The sequence below is a fragment of the Nocardia kruczakiae NBRC 101016 genome (assembly GCF_001612965.1).
GTDB lineage: Bacteria > Actinomycetota > Actinomycetes > Mycobacteriales > Mycobacteriaceae > Nocardia > Nocardia kruczakiae.
The window spans coordinates 19,108-36,475 of sequence record NZ_BDBL01000037.1; the positions used below are offsets into that span (position 1 = coordinate 19,108).

General features: G+C 67.9%; 18 protein-coding genes. 10 read left to right on the top strand and 8 right to left on the bottom strand.

Translation table 11 applies throughout. From position 1 onward, the window contains the following. Positions 1 to 63 precede the first annotated feature (63 nt). Positions 64 to 648 carry a TetR/AcrR family transcriptional regulator gene (locus tag NK1_RS24585; RefSeq protein ID WP_063012355.1) on the top strand — a complete coding sequence of 195 codons (585 nt, stop codon included), beginning with the start codon at positions 64 to 66 and terminating at the stop codon, positions 646 to 648. Here NK1_RS24585 and NK1_RS24590 read toward each other — a convergent pair. Continuing rightward, positions 639 to 1,250, bottom strand: coding sequence for a TetR/AcrR family transcriptional regulator (locus NK1_RS24590; RefSeq protein WP_063012357.1), 612 nt, complete (start codon positions 1,248 to 1,250; stop codon positions 639 to 641). The two genes, NK1_RS24585 and NK1_RS24590, sit on opposite strands and share 10 nt — an antisense overlap. Positions 1,251 to 1,349: 99 nt before the next feature. Here NK1_RS24590 and NK1_RS24595 point away from each other — a divergent pair, with 99 nt between their 5' ends. Further along, entirely contained in the window at positions 1,350 to 2,693 is a 1,344-nt protein-coding gene (locus NK1_RS24595) for a cytochrome P450 (protein WP_063012359.1), read from the top strand. A gap of 66 nt (positions 2,694 to 2,759) precedes the next feature. On the opposite strand, the gene NK1_RS24600 is transcribed toward NK1_RS24595, so the two are convergent. From NK1_RS24600 to NK1_RS24610, 3 genes are all read right to left on the bottom strand, one after another. Beyond that, positions 2,760 to 4,961: an acyl-CoA dehydrogenase family protein gene (locus NK1_RS24600; RefSeq protein ID WP_063906102.1), complete on the bottom strand. Its 2,202-nt coding sequence runs from the start codon at positions 4,959 to 4,961 to the stop codon at positions 2,760 to 2,762. Between the two features lie 128 nt (positions 4,962 to 5,089). Then, the gene (locus NK1_RS24605) at positions 5,090 to 5,494 is read right to left on the bottom strand and encodes a (R)-mandelonitrile lyase (protein WP_063012363.1); all 405 of its coding nucleotides are present in this window, start codon (positions 5,492 to 5,494) and stop codon (positions 5,090 to 5,092) included. Between the two features lie 47 nt (positions 5,495 to 5,541). Continuing rightward, positions 5,542 to 6,420 (bottom strand): helix-turn-helix transcriptional regulator, encoded by an 879-nt coding sequence (locus tag NK1_RS24610; RefSeq protein WP_063012365.1) that lies wholly within the window; start codon positions 6,418 to 6,420, stop codon positions 5,542 to 5,544. Between the two features lie 220 nt (positions 6,421 to 6,640). Here NK1_RS24610 and NK1_RS24615 point away from each other — a divergent pair, with 220 nt between their 5' ends. Next, entirely contained in the window at positions 6,641 to 6,970 is a 330-nt protein-coding gene (locus tag NK1_RS24615) for a carboxymuconolactone decarboxylase family protein (RefSeq protein WP_063012367.1), read from the top strand. Between the two features lie 46 nt (positions 6,971 to 7,016). Continuing rightward, positions 7,017 to 7,874 carry an aldo/keto reductase gene (locus NK1_RS24620; protein ID WP_063012483.1) on the top strand — a complete coding sequence of 286 codons (858 nt, stop codon included), beginning with the start codon at positions 7,017 to 7,019 and terminating at the stop codon, positions 7,872 to 7,874. A 44-nt stretch (positions 7,875 to 7,918) separates the two neighbouring features. On the opposite strand, the gene NK1_RS24625 is transcribed toward NK1_RS24620, so the two are convergent. Then, positions 7,919 to 9,151 (bottom strand): PP2C family protein-serine/threonine phosphatase, encoded by a 1,233-nt coding sequence (locus NK1_RS24625; RefSeq protein WP_218023173.1) that lies wholly within the window; start codon positions 9,149 to 9,151, stop codon positions 7,919 to 7,921. Between the two features lie 2 nt (positions 9,152 to 9,153). After that, on the bottom strand, positions 9,154 to 9,966 hold the full coding sequence (locus NK1_RS24630; RefSeq protein WP_063012369.1) for an alpha/beta fold hydrolase: 813 nt from the start codon (positions 9,964 to 9,966) through the stop codon (positions 9,154 to 9,156). A 220-nt stretch (positions 9,967 to 10,186) separates the two neighbouring features. Here NK1_RS24630 and NK1_RS24635 point away from each other — a divergent pair, with 220 nt between their 5' ends. Continuing rightward, positions 10,187 to 10,990 carry an SAM-dependent methyltransferase gene (locus tag NK1_RS24635; protein ID WP_063012371.1) on the top strand — a complete coding sequence of 268 codons (804 nt, stop codon included), beginning with the start codon at positions 10,187 to 10,189 and terminating at the stop codon, positions 10,988 to 10,990. Between the two features lie 45 nt (positions 10,991 to 11,035). Here the strand turns inward: NK1_RS24635 and NK1_RS24640 are convergent, their stop codons facing one another. Beyond that, complete coding sequence (locus tag NK1_RS24640; protein ID WP_063012373.1) at positions 11,036 to 11,980, bottom strand: NADP-dependent oxidoreductase; 945 nt, start codon at positions 11,978 to 11,980, stop codon at positions 11,036 to 11,038. A 116-nt stretch (positions 11,981 to 12,096) separates the two neighbouring features. Here NK1_RS24640 and NK1_RS24645 point away from each other — a divergent pair, with 116 nt between their 5' ends. The 4 genes from NK1_RS24645 (at position 12,097) to NK1_RS24660 (ending at position 15,554) form a co-directional block, all read left to right on the top strand. Further along, positions 12,097 to 12,594, top strand: a complete 498-nt coding sequence (locus NK1_RS24645) for a MarR family winged helix-turn-helix transcriptional regulator (protein ID WP_062998272.1) — start codon at positions 12,097 to 12,099, stop codon at positions 12,592 to 12,594. A 68-nt stretch (positions 12,595 to 12,662) separates the two neighbouring features. After that, on the top strand, positions 12,663 to 12,881 hold the full coding sequence (locus NK1_RS24650; RefSeq protein ID WP_063012375.1) for a ferredoxin: 219 nt from the start codon (positions 12,663 to 12,665) through the stop codon (positions 12,879 to 12,881). After that, positions 12,878 to 14,269: an NAD(P)/FAD-dependent oxidoreductase gene (locus tag NK1_RS24655; RefSeq protein ID WP_063012376.1), complete on the top strand. Its 1,392-nt coding sequence runs from the start codon at positions 12,878 to 12,880 to the stop codon at positions 14,267 to 14,269. Before NK1_RS24650 ends, NK1_RS24655 begins: the two co-directional genes overlap by 4 nt. A 13-nt stretch (positions 14,270 to 14,282) precedes the next feature. Next, the gene (locus tag NK1_RS24660; protein WP_063012377.1) at positions 14,283 to 15,554 is read left to right on the top strand and encodes a cytochrome P450; all 1,272 of its coding nucleotides are present in this window, start codon (positions 14,283 to 14,285) and stop codon (positions 15,552 to 15,554) included. Positions 15,555 to 15,573: 19 nt separating this feature from the next. Here the strand turns inward: NK1_RS24660 and NK1_RS36390 are convergent, their stop codons facing one another. Beyond that, on the bottom strand, positions 15,574 to 15,969 hold the full coding sequence (locus tag NK1_RS36390; RefSeq protein WP_501193604.1) for a hypothetical protein: 396 nt from the start codon (positions 15,967 to 15,969) through the stop codon (positions 15,574 to 15,576). Here NK1_RS36390 and NK1_RS24665 point away from each other — a divergent pair. Next, the gene (locus tag NK1_RS24665) at positions 15,953 to 17,314 is read left to right on the top strand and encodes an MFS transporter (protein WP_245660788.1); all 1,362 of its coding nucleotides are present in this window, start codon (positions 15,953 to 15,955) and stop codon (positions 17,312 to 17,314) included. The genes NK1_RS36390 and NK1_RS24665 overlap by 17 nt on opposite strands. Positions 17,315 to 17,368 lie beyond the last annotated feature (54 nt).

Here is a 17,368-nt window from a genome sequence, read left to right on the forward strand (position 1 = left end):
GTTATCGGCCAGAGTACTGTCCGGCGGACAGTACTGCAAGACTCGTTTGAGTACTATTCAGGCATGACGCAGACGACTCGTGGCGGTTTCGGCACACGGCGGCGTACCGAACTGTTCGACGCGCTGGTCGACCTCTTCCTGACCGAGGGCTTCGCGCATCTGACCCTCGACGAGATCGCCTCGCGGCTGCGGTGTTCCAAGAGCACGCTCTACACGCTGGCCGGCAGTAAAGAACAGCTGGTCCGTGCCGCCACCGTGCACTTCTTCCGGCGCGCCACCGACGATGTCGAGCAGCGCATCGCCACCACCACCGGGGCCCGGGAACGCATCATCGCCTACCTGTCGGCTGTCGGAACCGTCCTCGGCGCCGCATCCCAGCAGTTCATGACCGACCTGGACGCCTTCGCACCGGCCCGAGAGGTATACGAGCAGAACACCCGCCTCGCCGCGAGACGAGTCCACGAACTCGTCGACGACGGCGTCGCCGCCGGCGAATTCCGGGAAGTCCACGCCGCTTTCGCCGCCGACCTCGCCGCGACCATGATGGTGCGCATCCAGCAGGGCGGCGTCCGCGCCGAAACCGGCCTCGACGACGCCGACGCCTACCGCGAACTCGCGACCATTCTCACCACCGGCATTCAGCGATAGAGACCGCGCAGTGCCCGGCACGCGGCCTCGACCATCTCCTCGGCACTCACCTCGATGGCGCCGTCGAGCCACGCGGTGACCAGTTCGGCCATACCGCCGATGAACAGCAGACCGGAGGTTTCGTCGGCGGTCCGGCTGCGGCCGGAATCGCCGAGCCACGTTCGTACTTCGAGGGCCGACTCGTGCGCCAGGTGCCGCAGCAATTCCGTACGGCGCCTGCGCAAGTGCGGAAATGCCACCGATTCGACGATCGCGACCCGGCCCTTGCGCGGATCCTCGACCAGCAGCCGCACGAACGCGCCGATCGATGCCCGCATGCGCGCTTCCGGATCGTCTCCGGCGGCTTCGGCGGCGCTGCGGCTGTTGTCCTCGATTTCGACGGCGATCTGGTTCAGGACGGATTCGAGCAGGGCGTCGAGTCCGGTGAAACTCTCGTAGAAGTAGCGCTCGCTGAGTCCGGCTTCGGCGCAGACCGCGGTCATCGTCGTCCGGGTTCCGGCGTCGGCCCACACCGTGAGACCCGCGTCCAGCAGACGCGACCGGCGTTCGGTGGCCCGTTCGGCGGCGGTCGCTCCGCGATAGACCCCTGATTGCACGGCCATGGCCCCAGCATGCCACAGCGACTTCACGGTCAAGGTTGACAGGACGCCCTTCCTGAATCAGGCTGTGACGTGAGCGGCATCACAGAGACGAGGTGTGCGATGACGGCTGACGCCCTGGAGACCAGGCCTCTCCCGACCCAGCGGCGCGAGGATCGCGGCTACCCGGTGCTCGGGCAACTGCTGCAATACGCCCAGGACCCGCTGGCACTGTTCCAGCGGGAATGGGATCACTACGGGTCCGTCGCCCCGATGTATTCGCTCGGCCGGACCGCGGCCCTGCTGCTCGGTCCCGACGCCTGCGGGGAAGCGCTGCTGAACAAGGACGGGGCGCTGGCCAACGAGCCCGCCTGGTCGCGACTGGTCGGCCCGTTCTTCCACGGCGGGCTCATGCTGATCGACTTCGACGAGCACAAGCGGCATCGGCGGATCATGCAGCAGGCGTTCACCCGTCCTCGCCTGCAGGCCTATACCGAGCGGCTGCATCCGGCGATCGAACAGGGTGTCGCGCACTGGGACGAGAGCGAATCCTTCCCCGCCTACTGGAAACTCAAGCAACTCACCCTCGATATCGCCGCCGATCTGTTCATGGGCGGCGCCGCGGACACCACACCGGCAGAGATGGACCGGATCAACAAGGCGTTCATCGCATGCGTGCAGGCCGCGGCCGGAATCGTACGCGGCAACGTGCCGTTCACCCGCTGGGGCAAGGCCTATCGCGGCCGAAAAGTCCTCGAAGACTTTCTGCGCCACTATCTGCCCGCGAAACGCGCCGAACAGACCGACGACATCTTCTCGGTGCTGTGCCACATCGAAGACGAGGACGGCGCCCGCTTCAGCGACGACGACGTGGTCAACCACATGATCTTCCTGATGATGGCCGCCCACGACACCTCCACCATCACCACCTCCACGATCCTGCAGTATCTGGGACAGCATCCGCAATGGCAGGAGCGATGCCGCAGTGAGGCATCGGCGCTGGGCCCGGCACCGTCGATGGCCGAACTCGAGCGGCTGGAGTCCATCGATCTGGTGATGCGCGAGGCGCTGCGACTGCGCGCCCCGGTCCCGGTCCTGGTCCGCTACGCGGTGAAAGACACTGTGATCCAAGGGGTTCGGATTCCGGCCGGCACCGATGTCGTCATCGGAATCCAGTTCACCCACCTGATGCCGCAGTACTGGACCGACCCGCACACCTTCGATCCCGACCGCTTCGGCCCCGAACGCCGCGAGGACAAATCGCATCGCTTCGCGTGGGAGCCCTTCGGCGGTGGCGCGCACAAATGTATCGGCATGCATTTCGGCGGAGTGGAAGTGAAGTCGATCATGCACCGCCTGCTGCGCGACTACCACTGGCGGGTGGACCCCGCCTACGTCCCGCCCCTGGATTATCACTCGCTGCCCTACCCGAAGGACGGGCTGCCGATCACCTTCGTCCGCAACTGAAACCCGTTGTCCCGCAGTTCGATACGGCTGCGGGCAACGCGGTTCCGGCGGCGCGACGGTCCCGCGCTATTTCCGCGGCAAACCCATGACCAGGGTGGCGATGGTATTGAGCTGGATTTCCAGGGTCCCGCCGCCGATCACCCAGCTCGGGATGTCGAGTTCGTGGAAGACCACCTCACAGTCCTTCTCGTTCAGCGCCGCGGCGGGGCCGATGAGTTCGAGAGCGGCGGCCGCGGCGTCGGTGTGCAACATCGAGGCCGCGGCCTTGGACATACTGGTGGCCGGGCCGATTCCGTGACCGCCGAGGCGCCGAATGGTCTCGCGCAGATTCATCGCCGAGATGGCGGCGCCGCGCGCACTGATCCGGCCCAGCACCCGCAGGGCGTTCTCACGGCTGCCCGCGAACTCGGCACGTTCGATGATGCCCACGATGCGGGAGTTGTGTCCCGGGTCGCGGACTCCGCCGATGAAAAGTCGTTCCTGGGCAAGGGTTTCCAACGTCAACGCCCAGCCCTGCCCGACTTCGCCGAGGACCATGTCGTCGGGAACGAAGGCGTCGTCGAAGAACACCTCGTTGAATTCGGCCTGACCGCTGGACTGGGTGATCGGGCGGACCGTCACCCCCGCACCGTGCATATCGACCAGGAACATGGTCAGGCCGCGATGACGTTCGGCCTCGGGATCGGTGCGGGCCAGCAGCAGTCCCCAGTCGCAGCGATGTGCCAGGGTGGTCCAGATCTTCTGGCCGTTGAGCCGCCAGCCGTCGCCGTCCCTGGTGGCACGCAGGCTCAGCGACGCCACATCCGAACCCGCTTCCGGTTCACTCATCAGCTGACACCAGATCTGTTCGCCCCGTAGTGCCGGCGCGGCCAGCCGGGCGAGCTGTTCGGGGGTGCCGCGCTGCAGCACGATCGGCACCACCCACTGGCCGATTCCCATGGAGGGCTGCGCGATTGCGTGCCGGTCGTATTCGTCCTGCAGGATCAGCTGTTCCAGCGGGCCCGCCTCGATCCCCCACGGTTTCGGCATCGGCGGCGAGACCAGGCCGGAGTCGGCGAGCAGCGTGCGGCGAGGACCGGTATTGGTGGCGTCGTGGTCACCGATCTTGCCGGGAGTCGGGTTGTCCAGGGCCGCGGCGCGATCCAGAATCTCCGACACCCATGCGCGGAACGAGGAATCGGTCTCCGGCAGCGGCACCGCGAACGTGCGCGGACCATCGAGCGCCACCTCGCCGAGCCGGCGTTCCCAGCTCTCCGCGGAGCCGCCGAACCCGGCCAGGGACATGGCCCGCCGCCAGTACAGGTGCAGATCGTGCTCCCAGGTGAAACCGATCGCGCCGTGCAGGCACAGACATTCCACGGCCGCGTGCACGGCATTGCCGAGGGTGGTGAGCGCGGCGCCGGCCGCGGCGTGCGTGCGCTGCGCCGGTTCGTCGGCGAGACCGCGCACCGCGTCCCAGGCCGCCGAGGTGGCGAGCTCACTGGTGATCAGCAGTTGCGCGGCACGGTGCTGCACGGCCTGAAAGGAACCGACGGGACGACCGAACTGCTTGCGCGCCTTGATGTATTCGGTGGCCGTGTCCGAACACCAGCGGATCACTCCGGCGGCTTCGGCGGCCATGAACGCGGTGGCGACCGCCTCGGCATAGCCGGTGTCGATGCCGGCGAGTTCGATTCCGGCGACCTCGCGCAAGCGGACGACGGCGAGGTCGCGGCCCAGATCCGATCCGGCACACGCCTCGATCTGCACGCCCTGGGCGTCTCGTTCCACCAGCAACCAGCGGGTGCGGTCGCCGTCGGCCGCGGCCACCAGCAGCACGTCGGCCGCGGCGGCGCCGAGCACCGGGCCGGTCTCACCGCTCGCGCCGCCATCGCCGAACCGCACCCCGTGCCCCGCGTCCACCGTCGCGCCGGTCCCGCCCTCGGCGAAACGCCGCAACGTATCACGCACCGCCGCAACCGGTTCCGCCGACGCGACGATGGCGCTCGTGATCACCGAAGGCAGTAACGGGCCGGGTAGCAGCGCCCGTCCGGATTCGGCGAGCACCACCGCCATCTCGTCGAGCGTTCCGCCCTGCCCGCCCACCTCCTCCGGCAGATGTACACCGGGCAGTCCCAGCGCGACCAGGTCCGCCCAGAAGGTGGGCAGTTCTCCGGCGGCGAGCCGATCGGTGTGCTTGCGGGTGTATTCACGGGTGTGGTGGCGGTCGGCGAATCCGCTGACGGCCTGCGCCAGCGCCGCCTGATCCGCGGTCAGAGCTAGGGGCACGATCTCACTCCGCTCGACGTCGATACGGTCCGGGTTCCGGCCCGGACACCCCGATTAGAACAGGTTGCATCCAATTGCGGAGCCGTTCACCGCGTGCCGCCCTGTGCCGCGCGGTCCCGGGTCCGCCGTCAGGCTTTGTCGGCCCGGGCGTATTCCTCGTCGGTGACGGGCTCGAGCCAGGTGGTGCCGTCGCCGTCCGCGGTGCCCTCCAGCATGGCGATGTGACACATCATGCAGTCGACGCCGGCGCCGTGCCAGTGCTCCTCACCGGGCGGCGTCCATACCGTGTCGCCCGGGGTGAGCCGGATGACGGTGCCCTTCCGATCGACCACCAGTCCGGCACCGTCGGTGCAGAACAGCGTTTGGCCGAGCGCGTGGGAGTGCCAATGGGTGCGTGCCCCGGGAGTGAAGCGCACGGTGCTCGCGATGAGCCGTGAGGGCTCGGCCTTCGTCTTGATGGGGTTGACGTAGACATCGCCGGTGAACAGCGATGCGGGCGCTTTGGAGGTGGGGGCGGGATCGATCAGTTCCACGGTCGGCTCCTTAGGTCGAATCGGCGTACGGCTGAGGGCGTCACGGCTCAGATGTGGTGGCCCGACGGATCCGTCGGCGCCGGGGCGTCCTGGGTCGCGGCCCAGGCGGCGAGCAGGGCGAGGGCATCGGCGGACGACGTGGCGGGTTCCGGGGTGTAGGCGGTCAGCACCAGCCCCGGCGCCGCGACGAGTTCCATGGAGTCATAGGACAGTTCGAGACGACCGACGACGGGATGGTTGAACGTCTTGATCCCGCCGCGGTGGATCCGCACGTCGTGCGTGGCCCATCGGGTGCGGAAAGCCTCACTGCGCGTTGCCAGTTCGCCGATGAGTTCGGTGAGATCGGGATCGTGCGGATTGCGTCCGGTCTCGGCGCGCAGCAGCGCGACCGCGATCCCCAGGGCGCCGTCGTGGTCGGGGTAGTAGTCGCCGGCGCGGCGGTCGAGGAAATCGAAGCGGGCGATGTTGGCGCGGTGGGCCGGGTTGTCGAGCACCGGCGCGTAAAGGGCTCGGCCGAGCCGGTTGCTCGCCACGATATCGAGGCGGCCGTTACGCACGAAGGCGGCGGCACCGACCATCGAGTCGAGCACCCGCTGCACGCTGGGCGGGACCTGAGCCTTGGCGCGCCGACGCGGCGTGCGCGCGGGTCTGGCCGTGCGAGCGAGGTTGAACAGGTGTTCGCGTTCGGCTTCGGTGAGCCGCAGCGCCCGAGCCACCGCATCGAGAACGTCGTCGGACACCCCGCGAATGTGTCCCTTTTCGAGACGGATGTACCAGTCGGTACTGACCCCGGCCAGGACTGCGACCTCTTCACGCCGCAGCCCGGGGACCCGCCGCCGACCGCCCGCGGGAAGACCCACCTGCTCGGGAGTGATCTTGGCCCGGCGGGTTGCCAGGAAATCTCTGATCTCGGTGCGGTTGTCCACGCAATCCACGGTACGAGGCGCCCACCGGGATGGGAGGTTGAATTTCCACCCCCTCTGACGCGACCTCCCACCCGCGCGAAGACAGCGGTTTCCTGGATGCGTGACCGTGTCGATCACCCGCAACCAGACCCCGGCCACCGGTACGGATCGGTCCGCGAACCCGCCCGCCCGGTCCACCGGCCCACACGCCCGAATTCGACCCCGACGAAAGGACACCGCAATGCCCGAGGAATACAGCACCGGCTGGACCGGCGGACAACGCGCATTCGGCGATTTCGCGCCCGGCCTGGCCCACTACACCGATAAGGTCCTGTTCGACGAGGTATGGGAACGCGAGGGTCTGTCGACACGTGATCGCAGCCTGATCACCGTCGCCGCGCTGACCGCGATGGGCAAGTCCGAACAGCTGATCTTCCACCTCGACTACGCCCGCCGCAACGGCGTCACCGAGGCCGAACTCAAAGAAGCGATCACTCATCTGGCCTTCTACACCGGCTGGCCCAACGCGATGAGCGCCATGACCGTTGCGAAAAAGGTCTTCGAGGAATGAAAACCACTATCCCGCAACCGATCCGACGACCGAAGGAGTGGAATCGATGGTTCTGAACGAGACGTACACGCTGTCCAACGGGGTGCGGACGCCCAAGCTGGGCCTGGGCACCTGGTTCATCGACGACGACAAGGCCGCCCGGGCGGTGGTCGATGCCGTCGGCATCGGATACCGCAACATCGACACCGCGCAGGCGTACGGGAACGAACGGGGCGTCGGCGAAGGGATCCGCACCAGCGGCGTCGCGCGAGACGAGCTGTTCGTGTCCAGCAAACTGGCGGCGGAGATCAAGAACTACGCCGACGCGGCCGCCGCCATCGATGGTTCCCTCGCCACGATGGGGCTCGACCACATCGACCTCATGCTGATCCACAGTCCGCAACCCTGGGCCGATTTCCGCGGCGGAGACTACGCGGACGGCAATCGGGAGGCGTGGCGCGCGCTCGAAGACGCGTATCGGGCGGGCAAGCTCCGCTCCATCGGCGTCTCCAACTTCGAACAGCACGACCTCGACAACATCCTCGCGGCCTGCACCGTCGCACCCCAGGTGAATCAACTGCTCGTCCACGTCGGAAACACCCCGGCAGACCTCATCGCCTACTGCGAGAGCAAGGACATCCTCGTGCAGGCCTACTCCCCCATCGCCCACGGGGAGATACTGAACAACCAGGACATCGCCGCGATGGCGGACCGCTACGGAGTGACCGTACCCCAGCTGTGCATCCGCTACACGCTGCAGCTCGGCACTCTCCCGCTGCCGAAAACGGCGAATCCGGAACATATGCGAAGCAACGCTCAGGTCGATTTCGTGATCTCCGACGACGACATGCACACGCTGCGGAACATGGAACAGTTCCGGGATTACGGCGACGCCGGCAAGTTCCCGGTCTTCAGCGGCAAGTAGCCGAGACCGCTGCGCCGAAACTGGTATGCCTCAACGGATTACGTCTACGCCGACCGAGTCGGTGGGACGCCGAAGGCGAGCAGCGCGGTGTCGTCGTCGACGCCATCGAACCCGGCGAGCATCCCGGTCAGCGCGGTGACCAGAGCGGGCGCGGCGACCGGGCCGAGGGTGTCGATGAACTCGTAGAGCCGTTCCTCGCCGAGGCGCTCGCGGCCACGGACGCGAGCCTCGGTGAGGCCGTCACTGTAGAGCAGGACCGTGTCGCCGGGACCGAGATGCACTGCACGGGCGGCGAATACGGCCTCGGGAAGCGCCCCGACCAGCATGCCGCCCGGCGTCTCGATCACCTCGGTGGTGCCGTCCGCGCGGATCACCACCGGGGGTGGATGTCCGCCGGCGGCCAGGGTGAGCGTGGCGCCGGTGGGGGTCGGCCGCATGGAGCCGTAGACCACGGTGCAGAAACGTGGTGTGCCGGTGTGGAATTCGCGGCACAGCACCGTATTGAGATGTGCCAGCACAGCCTGCGGGTCCGGGGCGTAGACCGCCGCGGCGCGCATCGTATACCGCGCCGAGGACGTCATCACCGCGGCCTCGGCGCCCTTACCGCAGACGTCGCCGAGGAAGAAACCCCAGGTGTCGGGTGTGAGCGGAAACATGTCGTAGAAGTCGCCGCCGACCTCGTCGACGGATGCCGGATGGTAGTAGGCGGCGACCTGCATTCCCGGCACCGCCGGCAGTTCGGACGGCAACAGGCTGCGCTGCAAGGTCGCGGCCAGGGTGAGGGCCCGTTCGCGTTCCCGCTCGGCGGCCTGGCGAGCGCGCAGGAGTTCCTGCTCGTAGGCGCGGCGTTCGCGGGCATCGAAGATCGTGGTGCGGATCAGTTGCGCGGTGCCGTCGGAACCGCATTTCACCACCGATGTCACCAGCACCGGCAGCCTGGTTCCGTCGGCGCACCGCAGATCGAGCGCGAGGCCGTTGACTTGACCGTGCATGGCCAGCATCGGCGCCATATGGGTCTCGTAGTAGATGCGCGCGCCCACCGCGAGAAGATCGGTGAAGGTGCGGCGCCCGATCAGCTCGGATTGCTCGTAGCCCAGCCAGCCCACCAGGGTGCTGTTGATTTTCGCGATCGTGCCGTCCATGAGGGTGGACAGGTAGCCGCAGGGTGCGTGGTCGTAGAGGTCCTCGGCGCTGTCTTCCAGCATCGCCGAGAACACAGGGTCGGCGTTCGGCGACCGCTCGCCGTCGCGATGGTCCGCCTCACCCTGCGGGCACATCATCAGCGGCTCATCGAGGACTGGTCTGCGAACGCTTCGATGGCGGAGGCGGTGAGTTCGGGGGCGCTCAGTTGTGGGCAGTGCCCGGTGGCGTCGAGAGTGACCAGTTCACTTCCCGCGATCTGGTCGCGGACGAATCGGCCCACCTCGCGCGGGGCGATCGGATCCTGCGCGGTTTCCAGTATCAGCGTCGGCACACTCACCTGCCGCAGGTCGGCGCGATTGTCGGACAGAAAGGTCGCGCGCGCGAAAACCCGAGCGATGTCGGGATCCATGCGGCAGAAACTCTCCGTCAGCTCGGCACCCAATTCGGGCCGGTCCGGATTGCCCATGATCACCGGAGCCATGGATGCCGACCAGCCCAGATAGTTGGCCTCGAGCGCGTCGAGCAATTCCTCGATGTCGGCGTGGCTGAATCCGCCACGGTAGTCACCCTCGTCGATATACCGCGGTGACGGCGTCACCAGCACCAGCTTCGCGAACCACTCCGGCGCCCGATTCGCCGCCAGCACCGCGATCGTCGCCGCCACCGAATGGCCGACCAGCACCACGTCCCGCAGCTTCAGCTCGGCACAGATATCGACGATGTCCTCGGCATACGCGTGCAGGTCGCCGTACCGCTCGGCCGACCACGCCGAGACGTCCGAGCGGCCCGAGCCGACATGATCGAACAGCACCACTCGGAAACGCCGCGCCAGAATCGGAGTGACGAGGCGCCACATGTTCTGGTCACAGCCGAACCCGTGCGCGAGCAGCACCGTCGGCCTGTCCGCCGATCCGACGACTACCACGTTGTTCTTCTCACGCACACTCACTCGACATGCTTACCACGCCCGCGCCGGCCAGGCGTTTTCCTCGCCGCCGTGCGTGCCCGAGCAAGATCGTCAAAGAACCAAGGTCTGTGCCGAGGGTGCCCGGTAGACTCACCCGGCGTGCGGGAATCGGCCGGGTTGCCGATTCCCGTTGCCCGCAACACGTTCGACCCGGCGCACCGCATTTCGCCAGGGCCACTTCGTCTCGGAAAGGACTGCGACCGTGGACTCCGGCGCCCCTGTCGATCTGCGACAGAACCAGCCCCACACCGCCCGCATGTACGACTACTACCTCGGCGGCCAGGACCACTACAGCGCGGATGCGGAAGCGGCCGAAAAGGTCGTGGCGACCTGGCCCGGAGTGCGGACGGCCGCGCAGCAGAACAGGGCCTTCATCCACCGCGTGACACGATTCCTGGCACACGCGGGGATTCGCCAATTCCTCGATATCGGAACGGGTATCCCGACCGAGCCGAATCTGCATCAGGTGGCCCAGGAGGTCGCCCCCGACGCACGGGTGGTCTACGTCGACAACGACCCGATCGTGCTCGTCCACGCCCGAGCGTTGATGATCAGTTCCCCGGAGGGACGCACCAATTACCTCTCCGCCGACGTCACCACACCCCAGGACATTCTCGATGCGCCCGGTTTGCACGAGACATTGGACCTGACCCGGCCGGTCGCGGTCAGCCTCAACGCGCTGATGCACTTCGTGCCCGACGAGCAGGGCGCCTACGGCATCATCGAGACGTTGATGGACCGGTTCGTCCCCGGCTCGTACCTGGTGATGACACACGTCACCCCGGACTTCGATCCGGCGGCGATCGGCACCGTGGTCGAGATCTACCGCCGCAGCGGTCTGCCGTGCCAGGTCCGCAGCCGCGACGAGTTCGCCCGGTTCTTCGACGGTATGGACCTGGTCGAGCCGGGTATCGAGGTGCCCCACCGCTGGCGCCCCGACGGCATGGCCCCGCCGAAGAAGATGGACGCGCAGGTGTCGGCCTACGCGGGCGTCGCCCGCAAGTAGTCCGGTCTCCGCGAGCGGGGCGTCCGGGCACCCCGCCGGCAGCGATCAGTCCGTGGCCGCAACGACGACGACCTTGCCCGGCAGCGTCCCTGCGGCCGCCCGGGTGTGCACCGAAGCCAGCTCGGTCAGCGGCGCACGCTCGTCGACGTCCACGATCAGCTCGCGAAGCTCCACGCGCGCAACGAGTTCCGCCAATTGCCGCGCATCGCTACGGACGTAGACATCAACCGCACGCACCCCGCGTGCCTCGTCCGCCGGGGCGGGCATCCACACGGTGGTGCCGACCACGACGCCGCCGTCGCGGACCAGTCCGGCCAGCGCCGCGTACTCGGCCGGGCTGATCGGCGCGAGGTTGAGCAGCACGTCGACCGGCTCGGTCACCGCGGCGGCCACCTCCGTGGTGGTGTGGTCGACGACCTCGTCGGCGCCCCGCGCCGCGACGCGCTCGCGGCTGCGGGGGCTGCCGGTGGCGATCACGTAGGCGCCGGCCGCCTTGGCCAGCTGTAGCGCATAACCACCCACGGCCCCGCCGGCGCCGCTGATCAGAATCCGCTGGCCGGGCTTCAGTTCCGCGTGGTCGAACAGCGCCTGCCACGCGGTGAGACCGACCACCGGCAGCGCGGCCGCATCGGCGAGCGGAATACTCGCCGGCGCCGCCGCCAGAATCTCCGCGGGCACGAGGACGTACTCCGCCGCGGCACCGTCGTCGGTGAACGGCAGGAAGCCGATGACCCGCTCACCGACCGCCCACTCCGCCACGCCCTCGCCGAGTGCGTCGACGGTTCCCGCGACATCCAGGCCGGGGATGTGCGGCAGGGTCAGCGGCATCGGGCCCTGCATGAACCCCGCGCGAATATTGCCGTCGACGGCGTTGAACGAGGTCGCCGCGACGCGCACCCGCACCTGCGCGGGCCCGGGAACGGGCAGGTCGACGTCTTCGTAGCGAAGAACGTCGGGATCGCCGTACTCGTGAAATCGGATCGCCTTCATCGTGGGGCCTCACTCTCGATGTGATGTGCTTCGAACTCGAAGCACTCCGCAACGGTAGCAGTGCTTTGAATTCGAAGCAAGAGTTTCGAAATCGAAGCAAGTGGTACAGTCGTGCCATGTCCGACACCCCGCGGCCTCTGGACGCCGCCCAACTGGGCGCGTACTTCGCCCTCATGGAGGTGGCCGGTCTGCTGCGGCATGCGGTCGAGCAACAGCTGCGAGACGCCGGCGATCTGAGCTACGTACAGTTCCAGCTGCTGGCGCGACTCGGCCTCGACTCCCCCACCGGCAGTGAGCGCATGACCGACCTGGCCGACGGCGTCGTCTACAGCCGCAGCGGATTGACCTATCAGGCAGGTCTGCTCGAAAAGGCGGGCCTGGTCACGCGCGCACCCTCCGCGGACGACGAGCGCGGCGTCACGGTCACGATCACCGATGCCGGCCGGGCGCTGCTCGCCGAGGTGCTGCCCGGCCACACCGAGGTCGTCAACCAGCAACTCTTCGAGCCGTTGTCGCGCGAGGACACCACGGCGCTGGCCGATCTGCTGTCTCCGGTGCGCGACCATATGCGTGCGGCGCCACCCCGCTCGGCAGCACCTCGCCGACGGCGATAACCCGCCGGCCCGGCCGCTACGAATCCTTGGTGAGGTGCCCGCACGGGTTCGGACGAGGAGCTGAGGGCATGCGCATCGTGGTCGATCTGAACAAGTGTCAGGGATACGCGCAGTGCGTTCCGCTGGCACCGCAAGTGCTGCGATTACTGGGCGAGGAGGCGCTGACCTACGACCCCAACCCGGACGACGAGCAGCGCCGCCGGGTCCTGCGCGCGGCGGCGTCGTGTCCGGTCCAGGCCATCCTGGTGGAAACCCACACTCCCGACGAGGCGGAGCCCGCGACATGAGGACCGCCTCGCTGATGGCGGACCTGGTCGAAACATTCCGGGCGGAAGGCCGCATCGTCATCGTGGGCGCCTCGCTGGCCGGACTGCGCGCGGCGGAAGCGTTGCGGGAGAGAGGCTTTCACGGAAGCCTGACCCTCATCGGCGACGAGCCGCACGAACCGTACGACCGTCCGCCGCTGTCCAAACAGGTCCTGCAGGGGTGGGTCGGCGCCGATCACACCGCACTTCCGCGGATGCGGGCCGTCGACGCGCAATGGCGGCTGGGAGTGGCCGCGACCGGTCTGGACCGAGTGAACCGGCGGGTCCTGCTGGCCACCGGCGACACGGTGCCCTACGACCGGTTGCTCATCGCCACCGGCGTCCGTGCCCGGCCGTGGCCGAACCCCGCCGAGGGCGCGCTGCGCGGAGTGTTCACGGTGCGCACCCGTGAAGACGCGGCGGGGCTCCAGGCCGCGCTGAATGCGAATCCGAAGCGCGTCCTGGTCGTCGGCTCGGGATTCATCGGCTCGGAACTGGCCTCGGTGTGCCGCGAGCGCGGCGTGCCGGTGACCGTCGCCGAACGCGGCGGCGGACCACTGATCGGCCCGCTCGGCGGGGTGATCGGCGATATCGCCGCGCGGATGCAGCGCGGCGCGGGGGTCGACCTGCGCACCGGTGTGTCCGTCCGGTCCCTCGACGGTGACTCCGAGGGTCGGGTGCGCCGAGCCTGCCTCTCGGACGGAACCACACTGGACGTCGATGTGGTGGTCGCGTCGCTGGGGTCGATCCGCAATGTCGAATGGTTGCAGGGTGCCGGGCTGGCCGCCGGTTTCTGGGGCGTCGGATGTGATGCGGGCTGTCGTGCCTTCGACATCAACGGGGTGGTGACCGACAACATCTTCGTGGCCGGGGATGTCGCCCGGCAGCCGCACGTGCTGTACGAGTATCAGTTCATCTCGATGGAGCATTGGGACAACGCGGTGTGCGGTGCGCAGGTCGCCGCGAACAACATGATCAGCCTCGAGACCGAACGGCGACCGCATCTGCCGCTGCCGTCGTTCTGGTCGGCCCAATTCGGGGTGAACATCAAAGGGGTGGGGGTCTGCTCGTTCGGCGACGAGATCGCGTTCACCCAAGGCTGTCCCGAGGACTTTCGGTTCGCCGCCGTCTACGGCCGGCGCGGTCGCATCGTCGGCGCGGTCACGTTCGACCATGGCAAATGGCTCCCCTACTACGCGGCGATGATCGAACGTTCGGCGCCGTTTCCGCCGCCACCGCCGGGCTACGACCGAGCCGCAGATCCGGCGCCCATACCGTCGCGCTTTCCCGACCCGCGCGTGCCGACCGGCATTCCCGACGTGGTGCTCACCGGCCACGACCCCACCTCACGAGGCGCCGAGTTCCACTGAGCCAGGAGGCATTATGACCGCGGCGACCGCCTGGGCCGAGGCGATGAAATACGAACACCGCGCCGACCCGTACCCGTACTTCGACCAGCTGCGCCGGACCCCGGTCGCGCGTGTCGCCGACAACCTGTACGTGGTGACCGGATATCAGGAACTGCTGACCCTGGCGCACGACCCCCGGGTCAGCTCCGATATCAGCCGCAGCCCGCTGGGCAATCCGCTGGCGGGCACCGGCGCGGCGAGCACACCGCCGCCGCGCACTCGCCCGCAAAGCATCATCGCCTCGGATCCTCCCGCACACGATCGGGCCCGCCGGCAGGTGATGCGACACTTCGGCCCACCGCACTCCCCGCACGTCATCCCCGGCATGGAACCCGTCATCGTCCGGTTGTGCGACAAGCTGCTCGACGACTTCGAGGCAAGCGGCAAGACGCGGCTGGACGTGGTCGACGAGTACGCCTATCCGGTGCCGGTGACGGTGATCTCCACGATCCTCGGCATCCCGCTCGCGGACGAGCCCCGGTTCCACGCCTGGATCTACGACATGCTCACCGGCACCGATCTGGGGCCGGATGCGGATACCGAAGACGGCAGAATTCGCGCCGGCAAGGCCCACGCCGGCCGGGACGCCCTCACGCGATATCTGGCGGACCTGATCGAACAGCTCCAGCACGAGCCCGAGCCGGGTTTGCTGTCGCGACTACTGCACGACGACGGCCCCGACGGCCCGATGCCGGCCGAGGAGGTATTGGCCAATGCGGTGCTGCTGTTGATCGCCGGCCACGACTCGACGGTCAACACCATCGCCAACTGTGTGATGACGCTCCTGCGCAACCCCGGCTCCTATGAGCAGGTACGCGATCGACCGGAGCTGATCCCCCGCGCGATCGAAGAGGTCCAGCGGTTGCAGGCGGCGGTACAGTTCTTCCCCAGCCGCAGCGTCACCGCCGATATCGAGATCGCCGGCACCGTCATCCCGGAAGGGGCCGCGGTGCATCTGGTCTACGCCGCCGCCAACCGCGACCCGAACCGATTCGCCGACCCGAACCGATTCGACCTCCAGCGTTCCGACAACGAGCATTTCGGTTGGGGCAGTGGCATTCACACCTGTCCGGGCGGCCCGCTGGCCCGACTGGAAGTCAATCTCGCGCTGGAGATCTTCCTGCGCCGCGTGGCGACCCCACGACTGGTGGTCGATCCGCCACCGTATCGGCGCAGCCAGATCTTCCGGGGGCCACGCCATCTGCTCGTCGATGTCGACGCCGTCACCGCCCGCGCCGATCGCTGATCGCGACGGAGGTCACGAATCAGGGGGCGACGATTCCGCGGCGGATCTGCCCGGGGCTCGGTGTGACGGTGGGCGGCTTGCGGTTTCGCGAGGAGCGCAACTGATAGGGCACGCTGGCGACCATCACACCCGGTTCGAACAGCAAGCGCGCCTCGAGCCGCAGCGAACTCTGATTGTGGAGCACGGATCGTGTCGCCAACCGCACAGAAATCGCCGGCCGGTAGCGGGACCCCGTGCCGTATAATTGATTAGATAGGCTAAGCAACGTGGATCGGCGGTCGTGACCCGTTCGGCCGATCGGGGCCCCACCCGGCGTCACGACGCATTCACCCCCGGCCCATCCGCAGCAACCAACGCTGCTCTCACCGAACAAGGAGCTGAACGCAGGAAAGGCCGTTGTGACCGCGATCCGCACCGACGACTACCAGACCACCACCCCCGATTCGCTTCCGCCCGATCTGCCCGCCCCGGCACCGCCGGAACGCACGGGCGGGATGTTCGCCTCCCTCACCGTCCCGAACTACCGCTACTACTTCGCGGGTCAGGTGGTTTCGAATACCGGCACGTGGATGCAGCGGATCGCGCAGGACTGGCTGGTGCTCGGCCTCACCGGTAGCTCGTTCGCCGTCGGCATCACCACCGCCATGCAGTTCCTGCCGATGCTGCTGTTCGGTCTCTACGGCGGCGTCATCGCCGACCGCTTTCCCAAGCGGGGGCTGCTGGTGCTCACCCAGGCCACCATGGGCGTGCTCGCCGCGGTACTCGCGGTCCTGACACTGACCGGCACGGTCGAGGTGTGGCACGTCTACCTGCTGGCGCTGCTGCTGGGCATGGTGACCGTGGTCGACAACCCGACCCGTCAGTCGTTCGTCCCGGAGATCGTCGGCCGGCAGCGACTGCGCAATGCCGTCAGCCTGAACTCCGCGAATTTCCAGGCCGCGCGACTGGTCGGGCCAGCGGTCGCCGGAGCGTTGATCGCCGCCGTAGGGTCCGGCTGGGCCTTCGCGATCAACGCCTGCTCCTTCGCCGCCGTCATCGCCGGTCTGCTGGCCATGCGACCGTCCGAGCTGACACCGGTGCCGCGCCTGCCCCGCCGGAAAGGCCAACTGCGCGACGGTCTCCGCTATGTGAGCGCACATCCGCAACTGCTCTGGCCGATCGTCATGGTGGGCTTCATCGGCACCTTCGGCTACAACTTCCCCACCGTGCTGTCGGGCTTCGCCTATCACGTCTTCGATGTCGACGCCGGTAAGTACGGATTGCTCAACACCGCACTGGCTGTGGGTTCGCTCGCGGGTGCGCTGCTGGCCAGTCGCCGCGGGCGGGTTCGAATGCGGATGCTGGTGGCCACCGCGGTCGGCTTCGGAGTCCTCGAGGCGGTCACCGCCTTCGCACCGGACTTCTGGCTGTTCACCGTCCTGCTCGCGGTGGTGGGTCTGCTCGGACTCACCTTCAACACGTCCGGCAACTCGATGGTGCAACTGGAGACCGACCCCGCCATGCGGGGGCGGGTGATGTCGCTCTACATGATGGTCTTCACCGGCGGCACCCCTATCGGCGGCCCGATCGTGGGATGGCTCACCGAGGAGTTCGGCCCCCGCCTCGGGCTGTTCGCGTGCGGGGCGGTCTCGGCGGCATCGGCGGCGCTGATCGGTGTCGTCCTCGCCCGTGCCGCCGGTCTGCGGCTACGGATCTCGGGCAGGCGCGTCGCGTTCGTTCCCCGCGACGGATCGCCGGCGGCCGTCTCGACCGGCCGATAGGTACCGGATTTCCGGTCCGCCACCATCGGTGTTTGCTATAAAATTGCCCACCTG